15 protein-coding genes and 2 pseudogenes are annotated in these 18,065 nt (G+C 37.9%); 6 read left to right on the forward strand and 11 right to left on the reverse strand.

Annotation, left to right across the window (positions count from 1 at the left end; genetic code table 11):
- Window positions 1–131: 131 nt before the first annotated feature.
- From carB to AC6HVZ_RS05780, 7 genes are all read right to left on the reverse strand, one after another.
- A complete protein-coding gene (gene carB / locus AC6HVZ_RS05750; protein ID WP_497557190.1) occupies window positions 132–3,386 on the reverse strand; it encodes a carbamoyl-phosphate synthase (glutamine-hydrolyzing) large subunit in 3,255 nt (1,084 codons plus the stop codon).
- Window positions 3,387–3,548: 162 nt separating this feature from the next.
- Entirely contained in the window at window positions 3,549–4,748 is a 1,200-nt protein-coding gene (argD, locus tag AC6HVZ_RS05755; protein WP_497557191.1) for an acetylornithine transaminase, read from the reverse strand.
- A complete protein-coding gene (argB, locus tag AC6HVZ_RS05760; protein WP_497557192.1) occupies window positions 4,741–5,544 on the reverse strand; it encodes an acetylglutamate kinase in 804 nt (267 codons plus the stop codon). The genes argD and argB overlap by 8 nt, the downstream gene beginning before the upstream one ends.
- Before the next feature lie 10 nt (window positions 5,545–5,554).
- Window positions 5,555–6,838, reverse strand: a complete 1,284-nt coding sequence (gene argJ / locus AC6HVZ_RS05765) for a bifunctional glutamate N-acetyltransferase/amino-acid acetyltransferase ArgJ (RefSeq protein ID WP_497557193.1) — start codon at window positions 6,836–6,838, stop codon at window positions 5,555–5,557.
- On the reverse strand, window positions 6,802–7,842 hold the full coding sequence (gene argC, locus AC6HVZ_RS05770; protein WP_497557194.1) for an N-acetyl-gamma-glutamyl-phosphate reductase: 1,041 nt from the start codon (window positions 7,840–7,842) through the stop codon (window positions 6,802–6,804). The genes argJ and argC overlap by 37 nt, the downstream gene beginning before the upstream one ends.
- Window positions 7,843–8,559: 717 nt before the next feature.
- Window positions 8,560–9,519 carry an alpha/beta hydrolase gene (locus tag AC6HVZ_RS05775; protein ID WP_497557195.1) on the reverse strand — a complete coding sequence of 320 codons (960 nt, stop codon included), beginning with the start codon at window positions 9,517–9,519 and terminating at the stop codon, window positions 8,560–8,562.
- Window positions 9,520–9,647: 128 nt separating this feature from the next.
- Window positions 9,648–10,139, reverse strand: coding sequence for a DinB family protein (locus AC6HVZ_RS05780; RefSeq protein WP_497557196.1), 492 nt, complete (start codon window positions 10,137–10,139; stop codon window positions 9,648–9,650).
- A 259-nt stretch (window positions 10,140–10,398) separates the two neighbouring features.
- Between AC6HVZ_RS05780 and AC6HVZ_RS05785 the strand changes: the two are divergent.
- The 6 genes and pseudogenes from AC6HVZ_RS05785 to AC6HVZ_RS05810 all read left to right on the forward strand — a co-directional run.
- Window positions 10,399–10,504, forward strand: a pseudogene (locus AC6HVZ_RS05785) (MarR family transcriptional regulator); the annotation flags it as partial.
- A 26-nt stretch (window positions 10,505–10,530) separates the two neighbouring features.
- Entirely contained in the window at window positions 10,531–11,049 is a 519-nt protein-coding gene (gene paiA, locus AC6HVZ_RS05790) for a spermidine/spermine N(1)-acetyltransferase (RefSeq protein WP_497557197.1), read from the forward strand.
- A 21-nt stretch (window positions 11,050–11,070) separates the two neighbouring features.
- Complete coding sequence (locus AC6HVZ_RS05795) at window positions 11,071–11,682, forward strand: FMN-binding negative transcriptional regulator (RefSeq protein ID WP_497557198.1); 612 nt, start codon at window positions 11,071–11,073, stop codon at window positions 11,680–11,682.
- A gap of 101 nt (window positions 11,683–11,783) precedes the next feature.
- Window positions 11,784–12,491: a DNA alkylation repair protein gene (locus AC6HVZ_RS05800; RefSeq protein WP_497557199.1), complete on the forward strand. Its 708-nt coding sequence runs from the start codon at window positions 11,784–11,786 to the stop codon at window positions 12,489–12,491.
- Between the two features lie 142 nt (window positions 12,492–12,633).
- Window positions 12,634–12,903 (forward strand): hypothetical protein, encoded by a 270-nt coding sequence (locus AC6HVZ_RS05805; protein WP_497557200.1) that lies wholly within the window; start codon window positions 12,634–12,636, stop codon window positions 12,901–12,903.
- A 94-nt stretch (window positions 12,904–12,997) separates the two neighbouring features.
- A complete protein-coding gene (locus AC6HVZ_RS05810; RefSeq protein WP_497557201.1) occupies window positions 12,998–13,237 on the forward strand; it encodes a hypothetical protein in 240 nt (79 codons plus the stop codon).
- A 390-nt stretch (window positions 13,238–13,627) separates the two neighbouring features.
- On the opposite strand, the gene AC6HVZ_RS05815 is transcribed toward AC6HVZ_RS05810, so the two are convergent.
- The 4 genes and pseudogenes from AC6HVZ_RS05815 to AC6HVZ_RS05830 form a co-directional block, all read right to left on the reverse strand.
- Window positions 13,628–14,983 carry a TldD/PmbA family protein gene (locus AC6HVZ_RS05815; protein ID WP_497557202.1) on the reverse strand — a complete coding sequence of 452 codons (1,356 nt, stop codon included), beginning with the start codon at window positions 14,981–14,983 and terminating at the stop codon, window positions 13,628–13,630.
- Window positions 14,984–16,378: a TldD/PmbA family protein gene (locus AC6HVZ_RS05820; RefSeq protein ID WP_497557203.1), complete on the reverse strand. Its 1,395-nt coding sequence runs from the start codon at window positions 16,376–16,378 to the stop codon at window positions 14,984–14,986.
- Window positions 16,379–16,663: 285 nt separating this feature from the next.
- Window positions 16,664–17,779 carry an ABC transporter permease gene (locus tag AC6HVZ_RS05825; protein WP_497557204.1) on the reverse strand — a complete coding sequence of 372 codons (1,116 nt, stop codon included), beginning with the start codon at window positions 17,777–17,779 and terminating at the stop codon, window positions 16,664–16,666.
- Window positions 17,776–18,065, reverse strand: a pseudogene (locus AC6HVZ_RS05830) (hypothetical protein); the annotation flags it as partial. The gene AC6HVZ_RS05825 and the pseudogene AC6HVZ_RS05830, both read right to left, overlap by 4 nt.

Raw genomic sequence — 18,065 nt, forward strand, 5'->3', positions numbered from 1 at the left:
ATGTAGTGACGTAAGATACAATTCCAGAATTACAATGTGTAGAATCTTGTAGTTTACGAAGAACTGCACTCCCAGATATTTCAACGGGACGAGCAAACGCCATCCCAATTATCTAGAAAACATCCTGCTAATTAAAGTATAACTCTTTCCAGATTCCATTTTACAGTTTTTTTCTCAAATTCGTCCATTTGTTGTAAATACTCTCTTAAAGCTCTCGGTTTTGCTTCAAAATTAGTATCTTTAAACCAGCCCATTATTGCATATAATGTTTCCAAACTGGTAAAATACGGAACATGGTACCTTACAGACAATTCACGGATAAAAAATCCAATTTTCTCTTTTTGCCTTCCTTGATTGGGAATATTCAGTACGATGTGTGGCTGTTTATTTTTCCAGTGATTCAATAAATCTTCCTTGTCTTTTACAATTGACGTTGTTGGAATACCCGCATTCCGCAAGTATTTTGCAGTTCCTTCTGTTGCAGTTATTTGGGCACCGAGCTGGATAAATTCTGTTACCAAATTTACACTTTCCTTTTTCATGCGATCAGAGACAGACACAAAAAGCTGTAATTTCTCTTGATATAAATTCTGTATCCCAAGAAAAGTTGATGCGTTCACCAAAGCCTCAGATTTCGTCCATCCTACGCCAATAATTTCGCCAGTTGATTTCATTTCCGGTCCTAGTACATGATCAACACCATTAAGCTTAGCAGCTGAGAAAATTGGTGCTTTCACGGTATAGTAATTTGGTTCTTTTAATAATCCCAGATCATTAGTCACCTCTTTCAGGTGAATGCCAAGCTGTGCTTTTACCGCCCACTCAATCATTGGAATTCCAGTCACCTTACTCATAATTGGAACGGTTCTTGAAGAACGCGGATTTACTTCAAGGACATAAATAGTATTGTTATCAATCACAAATTGAATGTTCATTATTCCTACAACAGGTACAGCACTGCTGATTATATTTGCTATTTCCACAATGCGCTGTTTTGTTTTATCAGTCAGATTAGCAGATGGGAAAATTGCCATGCTGTCTCCGGAATGAACTCCCGCTTTTTCCAGATGCTCAAGGATTCCTGGAATGACAATCTCTTTGCCATCACTTATTACATCAATTTCGCACTCTAGACCAGGAATGTATTGATCGACCAATAATGGCCAAATTCGTCCATTGGTTTCCTTTTGCATTCTTTTCATATAGCTGGTCAACTCGTCTTCATTATTGCAAATAAACATCGACTGTCCTCCTATAACGTAGGAAGGGCGAATCAGTACCGGAAAACCAAGGCTTTGTACAGATTCCATTAATTCATCACTTTTTTTCACAATATGTCCTGCGATATGTGGAATAGCTAACGTATTTAATAGATTATAAAATTGTTCCCTATCTTCCATTTGGTCAATATGTTCTGGAGTGGTTCCCAAAACATTAATGCCTTCTTCCTTTAGGTCATTCGCTAAATTTATCGCCGTTTGACCACCGAATTGAATCAGTACAGCTGTAATGTTTTCCTTTTCAATGACTGCTAGGACATCCTCCAATGCCAATGGTTCAAAATATAATCTGTCTGCAACTGAATAGTCCGTACTTACTGTTTCCGGATTATTATTGATCACTACCGCTTCATAACCCATTTTCTTCAGGGATAATGCTGCATGAACGGAACAGTAATCAAACTCAACCCCCTGCCCAATCCGGATAGGCCCAGACCCCAGAACAAGTGCTTTTTTCTTGTTAGCTATCGTGAATACCTGATCACTCTCCTGCCAAGTAGAATAATAGCAGGAAGAAGAATCACTTGCTCCAATTGACTTATATACAGGCATCATTTTATTTTCCTTATAAATTTCTCTTAGGTTTTTAGCAGTTGTCTCAACTAGCTCAGCAATTCGGTCATCACTGATATTAAGCTGCTTAGCTATTTTCAAATTCGACACTGATAGATTCGGCCATTTATTTTCAGCAAGTATTTGTTCACAGGTAATAATCGATTTTACTTTGTTTAAAAACCATTCATTCATATCGGTAAGCTGAATAAGCTGTTCAATATTCATTTTACGACGAAAGGCTTCTGCAATCGCAAAGATTCTTAAATCATTTGGTGTTGATAAAAGTTCTGTTAACTCCACAATGGATTTTTCATGCATACCTGGCCAATTCAGACTGGATACATTCATCTCAAGGGAACGGACGGCTTTGTTCAAAGCTCCTTCAAACATGGAATCAATTGCCATTACTTCACCAGTAGCCTTCATTTGTGTCCCTAATGTCCGGTCACCTTCTGTAAACTTATCGAATGGAAATCTCGGTAATTTTACTACAACATAATCAAGTACCGGTTCGCTGAGCGCATTCATACTGTGTTGAACTGGATGCTGGATCTCATCCAATGTCTTTCCTACCGCACATTTTGCTGTTATATAGGCAATTGGATATCCTGTTGCTTTTGATGCAAGTGCTGAAGAACGGCTTACTCTTGGATTTACTTCAATGATGAAATATTCATTAGTATCGGGATGCAGCGCAAATTGAATATTGCAGCCGCCTACAACATCCAGTGCGCAGATTATTTTGAGAGATGCTTCTTTTAGCATTTGGCTTTGATATTCTGATAATGTCTGTGAAGGTGCAGCAACAATGGAGTCCCCAGTATGTACACCAACAGGATCCATGTTTTCCATATCACAGACTATCATGCAATTACCTGCAGAATCACGCATGACCTCATACTCCACCTCTTTCCAGCCTTTAATGCTTTTTTCAACAAGCACCTGATGAATTGGACTCAATTTTAGACCTTGATTTAAAATTGCAGAGAACTCCGCTTCATTGTAGGCAAATCCTCCGCCTGTACCACCTAGAGTGTAGGCTGGCCGCAAAATCACGGGGAATCCAATTGCTTTTATGAACTCAAAGCCTTCGTCTATCGACTGTACAATTTCCGATTCTGGGATTGGTTCATCAATCTCAATCATTAAATTTCGGAACAGTTCGCGGTCTTCACCTTTTTTAATAGAAGATACAGATGTACCAAGGAGTTCAACATTATATTTATCCAGGATTCCCTTATCATGTAACTCCACTGTTAAGTTTAATCCTGTCTGACCTCCCAGACAGCCAATCAGCCCATTCGGTCTTTCTTTAGCGATGATTTTTTCTAATGTATCTACCTGTAGTGGTTCCATATAGATAGTATCGGCAATTTGTTCATCTGTCATAATTGTCGCAGGATTATTATTAACCAGAACAACATTAATCCCCTCTTCTTTTAATGACAGGCAGGCCTGTGTACCTGCATAATCAAATTCAGCAGCCTGCCCGATAACAATTGGTCCAGATCCGATTACAAGTACCTTATTCAAAGCTTTCTGTTTCCACATAATTAATTCCTCCTGAGGTGAGTTACTGAAACTATACTTTTTTTAGTGGTTCAATCACATTTTGCGGGGAAGGTTGGTTCAGTTGGTTTATCCGGAACCGGTATAATGTGTTTTTAAAGAAACAAAACTATTAATTTCCCCGTACTTTGTAAAAGATCCTTTTTAGTTTGTTAAGGTAGTATCTATTTCAGCAGCAATTTGTTTAAATATATCTATAAAAAGCTCCAGTTCTTCCTGCGTGGTTGTCAGAGGAGGTAATATTCTAAGCACATTAGTTCCTGCAGCCAAGATCAGGATTTTCTTTTGTCTGAATTTGCTAATGATTGATCCTACCTCGTTATCTACTTCAACTCCGATAAGCAAACCTGCACCTCTGACTTCTTTCACAAAGGAAAAATGCTGTTTTATAATTTCCAGTTCATGCTTCAGCCATTTTCCTTTTGCACAAACATCTGAAAGCAAATGCCCATTTAATATTTCTTCCAATGTTGCCAGACCAGCTGTCATGGCTAATGGATTGCCACCAAATGTACTGCCATGACTTCCCGGCTGGAAGGATGTTGCGACATGTTCTTTTGCAAGCAAGCCACCAATCGGAAAACCGGAACCGAGTCCTTTTGCCAATGTAATAGCATCCGGTTCCACCCCGTATTGTTCATAGGCAAATAATGTACCTGTTCTGCCTATTCCTGTCTGGATTTCATCGATCATCAATAAAATATCTGCATCTTTACACAAACTGGCAAGTTCTTTCACCCATTTCCCATCTGCAGGGTTTACACCACCCTCACCTTGGATGAACTCGAGGAGTACAGCTGTTGTTTTTCCATTATTTATTTGCTGCAGAGCATCAAAATCATTAAATGGCAAATAACGGAATCCTGGAGTTAATGGAGTGAAACCATGATGAATTTTTTCCTGAGCGGTAGCAGCCATTGTTGCAGATGTTCTCCCATGAAATGAACTTTTGAATGTAACGATCTCTGTCCGCTCTAAGTGTCCATTGTCTTTCGCATACTTTTTTGCTAGTTTAATCGCAGCTTCATTTGCCTCTGCTCCGCTATTTGCGAAAAAAACCTGATCAAAGCAGCTGTTTTCCGTTAATGCAGCAGCCAGTGAGATCTGTGAGGGAATTTCATATAAATTGGAGCAGTGCCAAAGTGTATCAAGCTGTTCTTTTAGTTTTTCTTGAACTGCGTCTGGAACATGCCCAAGATTACATGTTGCAATTCCAGAAGTGTAATCGAGAAATTTTTCTCCCAGTTCATTCCAGACATAGCTCCCTTTTCCTCTTACAAGGGTGATGGGAAAACGATTGTAGATGTTCATTAGATTGCTTTGTTTTAAGGTAACGCTAGACATTAGAAACCTCCTCTTCCATAACCACTTTCGTTCCAGCTTCATGACCTTCTAGATAATCTTTCAAATCAAGCGGATTTAGTCCATTTAAAATCACCGATTCAGTTGCCTCACCTTTAAGCCCCTCTATTGCTGAACGGACTTTTGGTATCATTCCGCCTTGGATAATACCGGATGAAATTTTTTCCTCAATCTCCTGTTTGGTCAGTACCGAATGGATCACCGTCGTATTATCAATGGTTTCCATTACACCAGGAATATCGCTGATCAAAGCAAGCTTTCCCTTCAGACTTCCGGCAACTGCTGATGCAGCCATATCACCGTTAATGTTATATCGCTGACCGGAAGCATCCATTCCAATTGGTGAAATGACTGGAATGATTTCAGCCTTTATTAACAGATACAGCCAATCCGTATTTACCTCTTCCACCTGTCCTACATAACCAAGGGAACCGGTTGGATCAGCTGAAGCAGCCTGCAGGAGGGAACAATCCAAACCACTCATTCCACATGCTGAACCTCCGGCCTTCACAAGCTGATGGACAATTTTTTTATTTACCGATCCGCTCATAACCATTTCTGCAATATTAAGGACGTCTTCTGTTGTTACCCGTAGTCCATCTTTGAACGTACTTTCAACCCCAAATTTCTCTAAAGCTTTATTTATGGCTGGTCCTCCACCATGGACAATGACAGGATCACAGCTTCCAGACTTCTTCAACTGTACTACCATCTCATAAAAAGTATCGGGTAGCTTTGCTAAAACACTTCCCCCAATTTTCAAAATAACTGGATTCATCACATTCACCTCATGTTCGGTAGGAGGCATTAATTTTGACGTAATCATAGGTCAAATCACAACCCCACGCAGTCGCTTCACAATTACCATTATTTAAGCTAACAGCTAGTTTTACCGTTTCATTATTCAAGTACTCTTTTCCTTCAGCTTCATCAAAATCTAGTGGGAGTCCATCTTTTACTACGTCTATATTACCAAGTGAAACACCCACTTTATCAACATCAATCGGCTGCTCACTGTAGCCAACCGCACAAACTATTCTTCCCCAGTTAGGATCCGCTCCGTAAATCGCTGTTTTGACTAAATTAGAAGAAATTACTGCCTTTGCCACTTGTTTTGCAGCAATTTCTGAAGATGCCCCAGTAACGTTAACCTCAAGCAGCTTCGTCGCACCTTCTCCATCTTTTGCGATTAGCTTCGCCAGACCCTTACAGACCAACTGGAATGCTTCAAAAAATACGTTCCATTCCGGATGGGACTCATGTAAGGGCTCATTTTTCTGCATGCCGTTCGCCAGTACGAGCACCATATCGTTTGTACTGCAATCGCCGTCCACAGAGATCATATTAAACGAATTGTCTGTAGCGGCGTTTAAAGCAGCTTGCAGGCTTTCTTGTTCCACTGCAGCATCTGTCGTAATAAAGGAAAGCATTGTTGCCATATTTGGCTTGATCATTCCAGACCCTTTGGCGGCTCCACCAATCGTAATCATTTTTCCATCAATTTCTACTTGAACAGCAAGATGCTTCGTTACCGTATCTGTCGTTAAGATAGCTTTTTCAAAATACTCCGGTGAAATAGCTGTATCCTTTCCCAGCATCCCAATACCGGAACGGATTTTATCCATAGGGAGTGGAACCCCAATAAGCCCTGTTGAAGATACAGCAACATGATCTATCTCAACTCCTAATTGTTCTGCCGTCAGCTTTTGCATTTCCAATGCATCAATATAGCCTTGTTTTCCAGTACATGCATTTGCATTAGCAGAATTTACAACAACAGTTTGGAGCTTTTTTGATTTTTCAAGACTATTTTTCGTTACCTTCAGTGGTGCTGCCTGGAAGGAGTTTAATGTATAAACCCCTGCTGCTGCCGCTGGTATTTGCGAATGGACCCATCCTAAATCAAGTTTCGTTCTTCGAAGTCCACAATGTACACCTCCTGCTGTAAAACCCTTCGGACTTGTTAGATGTCCCTCTTCAATAATTTGGATACTTTTTACTATTGTTGTAGCAACCAATATATTTTCACCCTTTCTTATGGATACATGGGTATCGTGTTTAATCCATGCCATTCATCCCAGCCATTCATTATATTAACGTTCTGTATTGCCTGCCCTGCTGCTCCTTTTACTAAATTGTCTATTGCAGAAACAATAATCAGCTGATTTGTCCGTTGATCTGCATAAAGGCCAATATCACAAAAATTACTTCCATACACCTCTTTGGTTGCCGGAAATTCTCCTTCCGAACGAATTCTGACAAATGGAGCTGATTCGTAATAATCTTTGTATAATCCGATGACATCTTCCGTAGTTATTGCTTTTTTCAATTGTGCATATATGGTGCATACCAATCCACGTGTCATCGGAATCAAATGTGTTGTAAAAACAGATGACACCTGCTCTTTTGCAGCGATTGATAAATATTGGTCAAGTTCTGGAATATGCTGATGTTTACCGATTTTATAGGCTTTTACATTATCATTCGTCTCTGAGAAATGCGTCGCCGCTGTTGGTGTTCTTCCTGCACCCGAAACTCCGGTCTTTCCATCAATAATGATGGGATTTATTTGAATAATTTTATGTTCAAGTGCTGGATACAACCCAAGTATGGCAGAGGTCGGGAAACAACCGGGATTGGAAATTATCCTTGCAGCTTTCACCTGTGCTTTATTAATTTCCGGCATACCATAGACTGCCTGGTCCAACGCTTCCTGTGGTGCTGCTTCCCCCTCGTACCACTGTTCGTACTGTTCTTTTGAGCTGATTCTAAGGTCTCCTGATAAATCTATGCATTGTACAGATGAGTCCATTAATTTTGGGATAAACTTTTTCGTTACACCAGCCGGGGTAGCAAAGAAAATAATATCCACTTCTTCTTTGATACTGTCAATCTCTAATTCTTCCATTGGATCATCAATAAAATCGATCAGATGTGGATAAATATGCGCAAGTTCTTCTCCATACTGTGAATGTGAAATTATTTTTTTCACTTGCATATATTCATGTGAATGTATCAGCCGTATTAATTCAATTGCTCCATATCCTGTTCCACCAACAATTGCTACATTTCTCAAAGACTATCTTCCTTTCGCTGTATTTTAATTATTCATTATTATAGACCTATGATTATAATTATTCAAGTATATTTATTAATTTTTATTTATATTTATGCATTTTATTGTAAAAAAATGTTTTCTAAAAAGATTGGAGCCGTGCACAGAAAGGGCTATTTTTTTGCTAGGAAATCTATAAACTGCGTCACAAGATACGCTTAAGAAATTTACTGTGTAGACTTTTCCCTTCTCATGGACATAACTATCCGATTCCATGCACGATTTGTCCATGAGAGCCATTCTCATGGACATAACCTCCCGATTCCATGCTTGATTTGTCCATGAGAGCCATTCTCATGGACATAACCTCCCGATTCCATGCTCGATTTGTCCATGAAAGCCATTCTCATGAACATAACTTCCCGATTCCATGCACGAATTGTCCATGAGGGCTCTTCTCATGGACATAACTTCCCGATTCCATGCTTGATTTGTCCATGAGAGCCATTCTCATGGACATAACCTCCCGATTCCATGCACGATTTGTCCATGAGAGCCATTCTCATGGACATAACCTCCCGATTCCATGCTTGATTTGTCCATGAGAGCCATTCTCATGGACATAACGCTGGAGCTGAACGTGCTATTCCAGTAACTAAGTTATCCACAGCATTCGAATTTTATAGCACGCTAAGCACCAAAAAAACTTTCTGCCCCACGAACAGAAAGTCTCTCATGCTATCTTATATACTTACCCAAAAACTTATTCAATTTATCAACATACTTATCTTCCTGTGTCACAAATGCCTCACCATGACCTGCATTGTCAAATGTAATCATTTCCGCTTCACTTTTCGTATTTTCATATAATTTTTCAGTCATCTTTGTCGGTACAAATGTGTCTGCATTTCCATGAATGTATAAAATCGGCACTTCCGCTTTTTTCACCTGATCCAAAGCTGAAGCCTCTGATAATGAATATCCTGCACGCATATTTGTTACAACACTAGTACTTGGCAATATTGGAAAAGCAGGTAAGTGAAACATGCGACCCATTTGATAATCAAACATATCATATACGCTTGTGTATGGACTATCAGCCACGATTGCTTTCACATTATCAGGCAGTTCTTCCCCACTTGCCATTAACACTGTTGCTGCCCCCATGGAAACACCATGTAATACGATTTCCGCATCATCTCCTACCTCTTCCAGCACTCGATCGATCCAATCTATATAATCCAACCGATCATGCCAGCCAAATCCGATATAATCACCTTCACTCTCCCCATGCCCTCTGAGGTCAGCTGTAAATATATTGTAGCCAAGCTCTTCATAATAATATTGACCGTATAATCCCATATCTCTCGCCCGCCCCAAATAGCCATGTGCCAATACTACCGTTTTATCTGTTGGTGCTTCAGCTTGCAAATAGTATCCCTGCAGTTTTAAACCATCATAGGACTGGATTTCCCATTGTTCAAAATCCTGGTTATCCACCCATTCCCGCCAGTCACCATCGATAAATACATCCATTGCTTGAGCAGATACTTCCAAATCGGAATTATCTATTAAAAAGTCCTTCACATTACGTTCGATTGCCAGATTATAAAAGTAAAAACTGGCAACAATATCTATAATCAACAGAACTGAAAGCAGCCCTATTCCGATTTTCATCCATCGCTTTTTCTTCTTCACGCTGCCCCTCCTCACTGTTAGTCTCTCATTCTATTATACAAGAAAAGGTAGAGAATGAAATCAACTTCCTGCTGGTACTTGTTAGTAAATTAAAAAACGAACAACTTATGCTGCCCGTTTTCTCTTGATTATTTTAACCGCAATTTCGATTTAACTTCTTTAATTTGTTCAATGTGTCGCATCTCATGATACCCAATAAATGGTATCCATTGCTTTAAATTCATTTGTCCAAACACCGGATGTAGATAAGCCTTTTCCTCAAGCTGCTTGTCATTTGCAGATTCAACTAATTCTTTCAAACTTTGATGTGTGTCTGCTAACTTCGTCTTTAGTTCTTCCATTGTAACAAATGCTTCACTTGGAACGGCAAAATCCGGTGCGTTGACTTTCATTGTACGATTAATTGTTAATTCGATTGGTTTTTCATCTGCAATAGCCGATTCACCTGTCGCCAATTGAGTTTGAATTGTTTTAGTAACTGCGCCCTCCATCAAATAAAGATGTTCCAATATCTGTTTAATTGACCATTGATCATCTGCAGGCTTCTTATTCAATTCCTCGTCAGTCAATCTGTTTACTTCTGCAATTAACGCTTCTCGAGCTTTTTTGTTTATTTTCAAAATATCACTCCATTGCCCATAATTTTTCGTCCTGGCTATATTATTATGTGAGAAGGCTACAACTAATTCAATAGATAAATAGCCGCACGAAATATAAAGGATCCAGTTACAGAGAAAAAAAACAATAAATCACATTCATTTTAGCAACTTATTATTATTTCCAAAGGATATATGGGTTATTATGTTAAACTATATATAGAGATTATTCTGAACGATTACACGTAATAGGTTTAATCATGTAATAAAACAAAAAACTCTTTCCGAAATTGAAGCAGAAGCCTTTTTCAAACTTCTTCAAAGAGTAAGAAAAAAACATACAAAAAGAATGGGAATTTGTAAAACAGGGAAACAAGAGAAGTTATTGAATATATAAAGGAGTGACATAATAAAAATGACTATAAATATAAAAAGATGTACCCTTGAAGATTTACACATACTTCAAGAAATTAGTTATGAAACTTTTGATGAGACATTTAAGGATCAGAATTCAGCCGAAAATATGAAAACCTATCTGGAGCGAGCATTTAACTTAGAACAAGTAGAAAAGGAATTATACAATACCTCTTCCCAATTCTTTTTTGTTTACTACAACGATGAAGTTGCTGGCTATTTAAAGGTCAATACCGACGATGCCCAGTCCGAAGAGATGGGTGCCGAATCACTTGAGTTAGAGAGGATTTATATCAAGAACAAATTTCAAAAACATGGACTTGGTAAGTATCTGCTTGAGAAAGCTATGGAAATTGCAATGAAAAATAATAAAAAAAAAGTCTGGCTGGGTGTATGGGAAAAGAACGAAAATGCTATTGCTTTCTATAAGAAGATGGGCTTTGTTCATACAGGAACCCACTCTTTTTATATGGGTGATGAAGAACAAACAGACTTGATCATGATGAAAACAATTAAATAAGCTTTTGAAAGGTGGATTTTTATGTATATCCCTAAATATTATCAAGTCACAGACTTTGATGAAATCAGAGAATTTATTCAGCATAACTCATTTGGAACAATTGTAACGACAAAACTAGGAAAGCCTATTGCCTCTCATTTGCCTTTTGATTTACATAAACAAGGAGATGATTACTATATAACAGGACATTTTGCTTATGCGAATGATCAGTGGAAAACGTTGGAGGATAACAGGGAAAACGTCTTTGTCATGTATCAAGGTCCGCACGCTTACATTTCGTCTTCTTGGTATAAGTCTGAAAATGTACCAACATGGAATTATCAATCTGTCCATATATATGGAACAGCTAGTATCATGAGTGAACAAGAATTGCAGGAAGACCTTAAACTGCTATTACAAAAATATGAGCAACATCGTCAGAATCCAGCTTTATGGGAGAATCTTTCTTCCCAAACTAAAAAACAAATCAAAGGTATTGTTGGATTTAAAATTAAAGTCCAAGAAGTTCAGGCTGCTTATAAATTAAGCCAAAATCGAAATAAAGCGGACTATCAGAATATCATTGATAAACTAGATGAGGAAAAAGATTTAAATTCTAAGGTTTTAGCTGAAGTGATGAAAAATAGAAAGTAATTTGGTTAATCCATATATGAAAGTATAGAAAACTCAAAAGAATATAACTTCATTGCTTAATGAAGTGGGTATTAATATTTAAAAAAAGGAAGGGCAAAACGATGGATTTTGAAACAGTTATGCAAGAGCTTGAAGCCTTGGGCAAGGAAAGAACGAAGAAAATCTACCTATCCAATGGTGCGCACGAGCCGCTTTTTGGCGTGGCTACAGGTGCTAAGAAACCAATCGCAAAGAAAATAAAAATAAATCAAACTATAGCGGAAGAGCTTTATGCCACAGGTAACTATGATGCGATGTACTTTGCAGGTATTATTGCAGATCCAAAAGCAATAACGGAAATGGATTTTGATGCTTGGATGGATGCGGCATATTTTTATATGCTGTCCGATTATGTGGTAGCAGTAACTATAGCGGAAGCAGATATTGCCGGGGAAGTTGCTGATAAATGGATCCTCAGCGGCGAAGAACTAAGAATGTCTGCGGGTTGGAGTTGCTACTGCTGGCTTTTAGGTAATCGCAAGGACTTTGAGTTTCCTGAAAGTAAGATTGCCAATATGCTTGAAACAGTTCAAAAAACAATTCACGATTCGCCAGAACGAACAAAAGCTTCAATGAATAATTTTCTATACACCGTGGGAGTATCATATTTGCCGCAGCATGAAAAGGCAGTCGAAACTGCAAAGGAAGAAGGTCCTGTAGAAATCAAACGGGAAAAGAAAAAAAGTAGTATACTAAACGCTTACGAAAGTATTCAAAAGGAAGTAGATAAAGGGAAGATTGGTTTCAAACGCAAATATGTAAGATGTTAAAATCAGCTTCAGATAGGAGTGTTGATCCGAGGAGGATTGACGCTTTTTTTGTTGGCAGATAAATGTGAGTAGCCATCATCCCAGTATGGTAATATTGAATTATTGAACTAATTGGCAGAAGAGTTTGAGGAGTTGTCATTAAATGGGAATATTTTTTCAAAACGAGGACGAGAAAAGCCCAAAAACAATGATAATAATTAGAACAACAATCGTAATATTGATGGCGATATTATTGATTTCCGGGATAATCAATGGCTTTGATTTCATCTTTCTTAAGTTGATCTTTATATTAGTAGGCGTCGGTTCTTTATTAGATGGTGTTGGAAAATATCTTCAAAGGCAAAAGACTAAGAACTATCTTTATGAGTTCGGACTTGCAATTTTTTGGTTTATATTAGCATTCAGTTTGTAGTAGATTAAGGGATACTTTGTACACCCATATTGAATTACCTCGTGCTATCATTTTACAATAAAAAAGGCTGAATTGCCAAAATAGGAGTGGTATTATGAAGAAATATTACCTTGCTGTGACATATGATGTTTGTGAACATAATGACTTGTTTGAGGATATGAATGAGTATCATTTAATCTCGCTGGATAATTTAGATAATTACGTTAAGCATTTAGCAAAAAAGGATATTGCTCCAGTAATAAGAGTCTATTTATCTGACACAAGTGATTTTACAGAGCTAAGACTCTATAAAGAATTTAAATTCAAAGAATATGAATGTGGATGTGTTAATTAGTTCTGAATTAACTGATGTCTTACTAAAATTGGAGATCGCTGATGTGACAGTCTTATTCACTAAATAAAGTGTTGAGTTTTTATGTTAATAGTAAATTATTATTAGATAGTTATGGAGGGTTTTGAGTGAAAAAAATCGTTTACCTATTATATATTTGCTAGAATTTATTTATACAATCTTTACGAAAATTCTATTGATTGGATGAGTGGCATTTATGTGATTGCGATTTTATTCGCTGCTACTTCTTTGCAAAAAGAAATACTAAAGAAGGAATAATGTTAATAGCAAAACAAAGAGATAGATTAGACAACCTTACTAATCTACCTTTTGCACGTTATATCGTTTCAAAAAAAGGGAAGCACAAGAATCGTCTCCATGCTTCCCATTTCCCTAATCAAAGGTAACTGCCAATCCCTTAAGCTTTAGGGATGGAGATCCAATATAGCCAGATCCTCCCATTGGTGAAAATTCAAGGTCTGAACCAACTTGTTCGATCTCTTGCAAGAATTCAAAAAAGTTGCCGGCAATCGTCATGAGGGTGGTTGGTCCACCGATTTTTCCATTCTTTACATAAAATCCACTTGCTGCAAGTGAAAAATCACCAGAAATTGGATTAGCGCCAGAATGCAGTCCAGCTAAATCAGTAATGATAATTCCTTCCTCGAGATTTTCATATAGCTCAACATACTTTTTCTCACTAGGCACAACATAAAAGTTAGATGGACTGACACCATTTGTTTCCTTATAGGATGGTTTATGCCCGTGTCCTGTAGAAGAAACGCCATCTTTTTTTGCTGTTTTTAAATTATGGAAATAGGATTTAAGTTGCCCTTTCTCCACCACGTTTAGCTGCCCTGTTGGAAATCCCTCTGAATCAAAATTTCCACTTCGAATTCCTTCAGGCAAAAAAGGATCATCCAATAAAGTAACATGTTCAGATGCAATTTTTTTATCCAGTTTCCCTTTTAATCGTGATTGCCCCTTTTGAACGGTCTCAGCAGAAAAAGATGATGCAAAGGTCGTGATGAGTGCTGCTGCAGCATTGTTCTTAAGAATGACTGGATAGTTTTTGTCTGGATAAGCTTGCTCACCTAAGTGGCTTAGGCTTTTTTCAACTGCCTCTTTTGCGATTTCATCTGCATCCAGCGAAGCAAAGTCCTTTGTTATTTTAAAATACATATCAGACTTGATTTCCTCACCCTCTTTGACAACGACAGAAAAGATGACGTTGAGGAAATTATTTCGATCGTTTAGAGCGAGTCCTTTATTATTGAATAATTCCTTTTCAATGGATTCATCCTGGATCGCTGCATAATCCGTTTGGACAACCCGTGAATCGTATGCATAAATTTTCTTCTCTACTTCTTTTAAGAAGGCAATTTTCTCTTCCACTGTCACAGCTTGAAGATTGGTAGAGTAATAATCTACCTCCCGATAACTTGCGCCCTCGCCTGTATACATTTCCTCAGGTTCATCTTCTATTAATGGTGCATTTTCCTTGATGCTTTCAAGTAAAAATGAAATCGACTCCTCATCCAGTTTCTCTGTATAGGCATAGCCCATCTGACCATCATAAAGTCCACGAACAGATACACCATTTACAGTGGATGATTCATAGCCATCTATTTCACCTTTAAAGATTTGACAGGAAAAGCTTTCCTGCTTTTCATAATATAGCTCTAAATCTGTTAGTCCTAATTTCTCCCCTGCTGTAAAAAGTTGATTACGAAATGTTGTTAATTCCATTTATTTTGCCTCCCTTCCGCCGACAGTAATCTCACTCACACGCAGCATTGGCTGACCAACGTTTACAGGAATGCTGCCACTGGATGCACCACACATACCAGCACCATGCCTGAGATTATTTCCGACCATATCTACCTTTTGAATGGTTTTTGCTCCGTTTCCAATTAATGTTGCACCCTGTATTGGTTTGTCAATTTTTCCATCTTTCACTAAATATGCTTCGTTTGCAGCGAAATTATAATCCCCAGTTGCAGGTTCTACAGAGCCACCACCCATGTATTTTGCGTAGATTCCATATTCGGTATTTGCGATAATTTCTTCAGGTGTTGATTTCCCTGGTGCAACATACGTATTTGTCATCCGGGAAGTGGGAGCGAATTTATAAGATTCTCTTCGTCCTGAACCAGTGGACTCAGCTTCCATTCTTCTGCCATTGAACTTATCAATCAAGTAACCTTTTAAAATACCATTTTCAATTAATACATTCTTCCGTGCCTTTTCTCCTTCATCATCTATATTAATGGAACCCCATTCATTAGTAATCGTCCCGTCATCGATATATGTAACAAGGTCTGATGCTACTTTTTCTCCAATTTTATTGGCAAAAACAGAGTTATTTTTCGCCACAGCTGCAGCTTCTAATCCATGACCACATGCCTCGTGGAAAATGACCCCGCCAAATTCATTATCGATAATTACCGGAAATTTACCACTTGGAGCAGGATCTGCATGGAGCATGGTGACAGCGATACGTGCTGCTTCTTTTGCATAATGATTAAGATCTAAACCTTCGATAAATTCGAACCCTTGAAGTGCACCAGGTCCGTAAAAGCCCATCTGCATGTCAGTTCCATCCGTTGCGATGGCTGCAATGGCTAACCTGCTTCTAACTCGCTTATCTTCTACAAATGTTCCTTCTGAATTCGCAATTAATACATTTTGTTCTTCATCCAGTAGCCTTACAATTGCCTGGGAAATCGATGGATCGTAATTGGTTACGATATCATTGGCATTCCTTAATACAGCTAATTTCCGACTTTTCTCCACACTATTTGGCATAAATTGGATTGGGTGTGCTGTTTGAATTATTTCTTTCTCCATTGGCAAGATAATATTTTCTTCGCTTTTGGCTCCTTGAAGTGCTCCTGCTGCTTTTTTTGCTGCTTTTAGAAGTCCTTCCTCAGAAAATTCATTTGTATATGCATATACACTTTGGAGTCCTTTAAAAATACGGATTCCGACACCGAAATCCCGTCCAGAAAGACTTTTTTCCAATTTCCCAGCTTGATGATGCATGTTGTTCGTATAGCGGTCTTCTACAAATACTTCAGAAAAATCTCCGCCTGTTGTAAGTGCAGCAGACAGTACATTTTCAATCAATGCCTTATTTAGCATACAATTCCTCCTAGTTCCAAATGTTAAAAAAGTATATAAATTCATTATACGGGAATAGGTTAATAATTGAAAAGGGAATTGGCGTTGGAAGATTTTTAAGTAAAGGCTCTTTTGATAAACCTTGGTGGGATGAGCAGTGCACAGTCTCAATTTATGCGAAAACAACCGAAGTAAAAAGCACTCAGATAAATTCTGAGCGTTTTTATTTGCTATTTATACTGATAATTTGTTGCTAAATTCAATGCTAAACAATATGAGCGTTTTTCTTCTTATATATTGAATCCATTACACATGTCTTCTTTCCATTAAATGAATTCCTATGCCAATCATCACCACACCCATCAGCAGCAATATACTTATTGGGTAAAGTATTTCTTCCAATGGATAACCGTACACAGCTACTCCATTCAAAACTTCCATGCCATAGGTTAATGGATTAATTTTTGACAAAGCGAGTAAGATTTTCGATTCTACTATTTCTATCGGCCAATAAGCTCCACCAATCATAGCCATACTAACCGAAATAATTGGTACCATAGCATTAAACTGTTGTTCATTTTTCACTAATGCTGTTAGTAAAATGGATAAAGCCACAATTGCAAACACATACGGAATAAGTAACAGCAATGTTTCAAGAAATCTGCCATTGAAATCTACTCCAACCCAGTAGCGGAAAATAAGAAAAATAATGAGTACCTGTAAATAGCCTTCAAAAAAACTATAGACTAAATTTGCTACATACATTTCCCATTTTTTTACAGGTGATAAGATAATCCTGTCCCATACCCCATCTTTTTTATCAATTAGAATAGGTAATACATTATATGCAATCGTATAAATTACAAAGAATAAGGTAAATCCAAACAGCGTATGAAATGTATTATCAAAAACAAAGGAATCTGTACTTCTAAAGCTTTCTGTATTTATATTGAAAACCGGAGACTCCATGATTGACTGTAACTCTTCCATAACAGCTTCTCGTTCAGCTTTTGTTTCAGCATTTGCTACTTCTAAAATCCTTTGCTGTTGCTGTTCTTTCACATATGCCGAACGAATGGTTTGTTCAATCATATTTGTATTGGGAGAATCTACACCAACAATTAATTGAAAGTCATCTTCCTGTAAAATTGCACCAACTTCAGCTTTTCCGTTTGATATTTCCTCTCGCATTTCATCTTCGGTAATCCAGTTAAAGGAATAGGCATCTGACGCAGCTAATATATTTGCTACCTGGGAGTCCTTTATTGTCTCATCTTCTGCATAAACCGGGACACTAATTGTAGATATACCACCAGTTCCACCTATCAAAAGAGCAAATGCAATTGACATTCCAGTAAAAATTAAGAAGGTAAATGGGTTCCGAATAAATATTTTAAATTTTGCTAATAAAATTCCCCTCATTTTGACAACCCCCTTTTTGGAAAACTAAGTGCTGCAATAATCACTGCTGCAAATGCAAAAATAATGAGGAAAAAGAGATGATCATTAATTTCCGGGAGGCCTTCACCTCTTAAAATAGTTAAATACGCAGACATCCCTGCCCCATTAGGAGTCAGATTACCAAGTGTACGTATAATTGCTGAGGAATCCCCAATCGGGAAAAAACTGCCACCTAAAACTCTTGACAGTAAAAAGTTCCTCGTAACGATAGAAAATAATATTTTACATATCAAACTAAACCTTGTTC

Source organism: Oceanobacillus sp. NCCP-135, assembly GCF_059698015.1.

Excerpts from the sequence above, each read along its gene's own strand:
- carB (WP_497557190.1), bottom strand. The coding sequence starts at position 3,386 with ATGTGGAAACAGAAAGCTTTGAATAAGGTACTTGTAATCGGATCTGGA.
- argD (WP_497557191.1), bottom strand. The coding sequence starts at position 4,748 with ATGTCTAGCGTTACCTTAAAACAAAGCAATCTAATGAACATCTACAAT.
- argB (WP_497557192.1), bottom strand. The coding sequence starts at position 5,544 with ATGAATCCAGTTATTTTGAAAATTGGGGGAAGTGTTTTAGCAAAGCTA.
- argJ (WP_497557193.1), bottom strand. The coding sequence starts at position 6,838 with ATGGCATGGATTAAACACGATACCCATGTATCCATAAGAAAGGGTGAA.
- paiA (WP_497557197.1), top strand. The coding sequence starts at position 10,531 with ATGACTATAAATATAAAAAGATGTACCCTTGAAGATTTACACATACTT.
- AC6HVZ_RS05795 (WP_497557198.1), top strand. The coding sequence starts at position 11,071 with ATGTATATCCCTAAATATTATCAAGTCACAGACTTTGATGAAATCAGA.
- AC6HVZ_RS05800 (WP_497557199.1), top strand. The coding sequence starts at position 11,784 with ATGGATTTTGAAACAGTTATGCAAGAGCTTGAAGCCTTGGGCAAGGAA.
- AC6HVZ_RS05805 (WP_497557200.1), top strand. The coding sequence starts at position 12,634 with ATGGGAATATTTTTTCAAAACGAGGACGAGAAAAGCCCAAAAACAATG.
- AC6HVZ_RS05810 (WP_497557201.1), top strand. The coding sequence starts at position 12,998 with ATGAAGAAATATTACCTTGCTGTGACATATGATGTTTGTGAACATAAT.
- AC6HVZ_RS05815 (WP_497557202.1), bottom strand. The coding sequence starts at position 14,983 with ATGGAATTAACAACATTTCGTAATCAACTTTTTACAGCAGGGGAGAAA.
- AC6HVZ_RS05820 (WP_497557203.1), bottom strand. The coding sequence starts at position 16,378 with ATGCTAAATAAGGCATTGATTGAAAATGTACTGTCTGCTGCACTTACA.
- AC6HVZ_RS05825 (WP_497557204.1), bottom strand. The coding sequence starts at position 17,779 with ATGAGGGGAATTTTATTAGCAAAATTTAAAATATTTATTCGGAACCCA.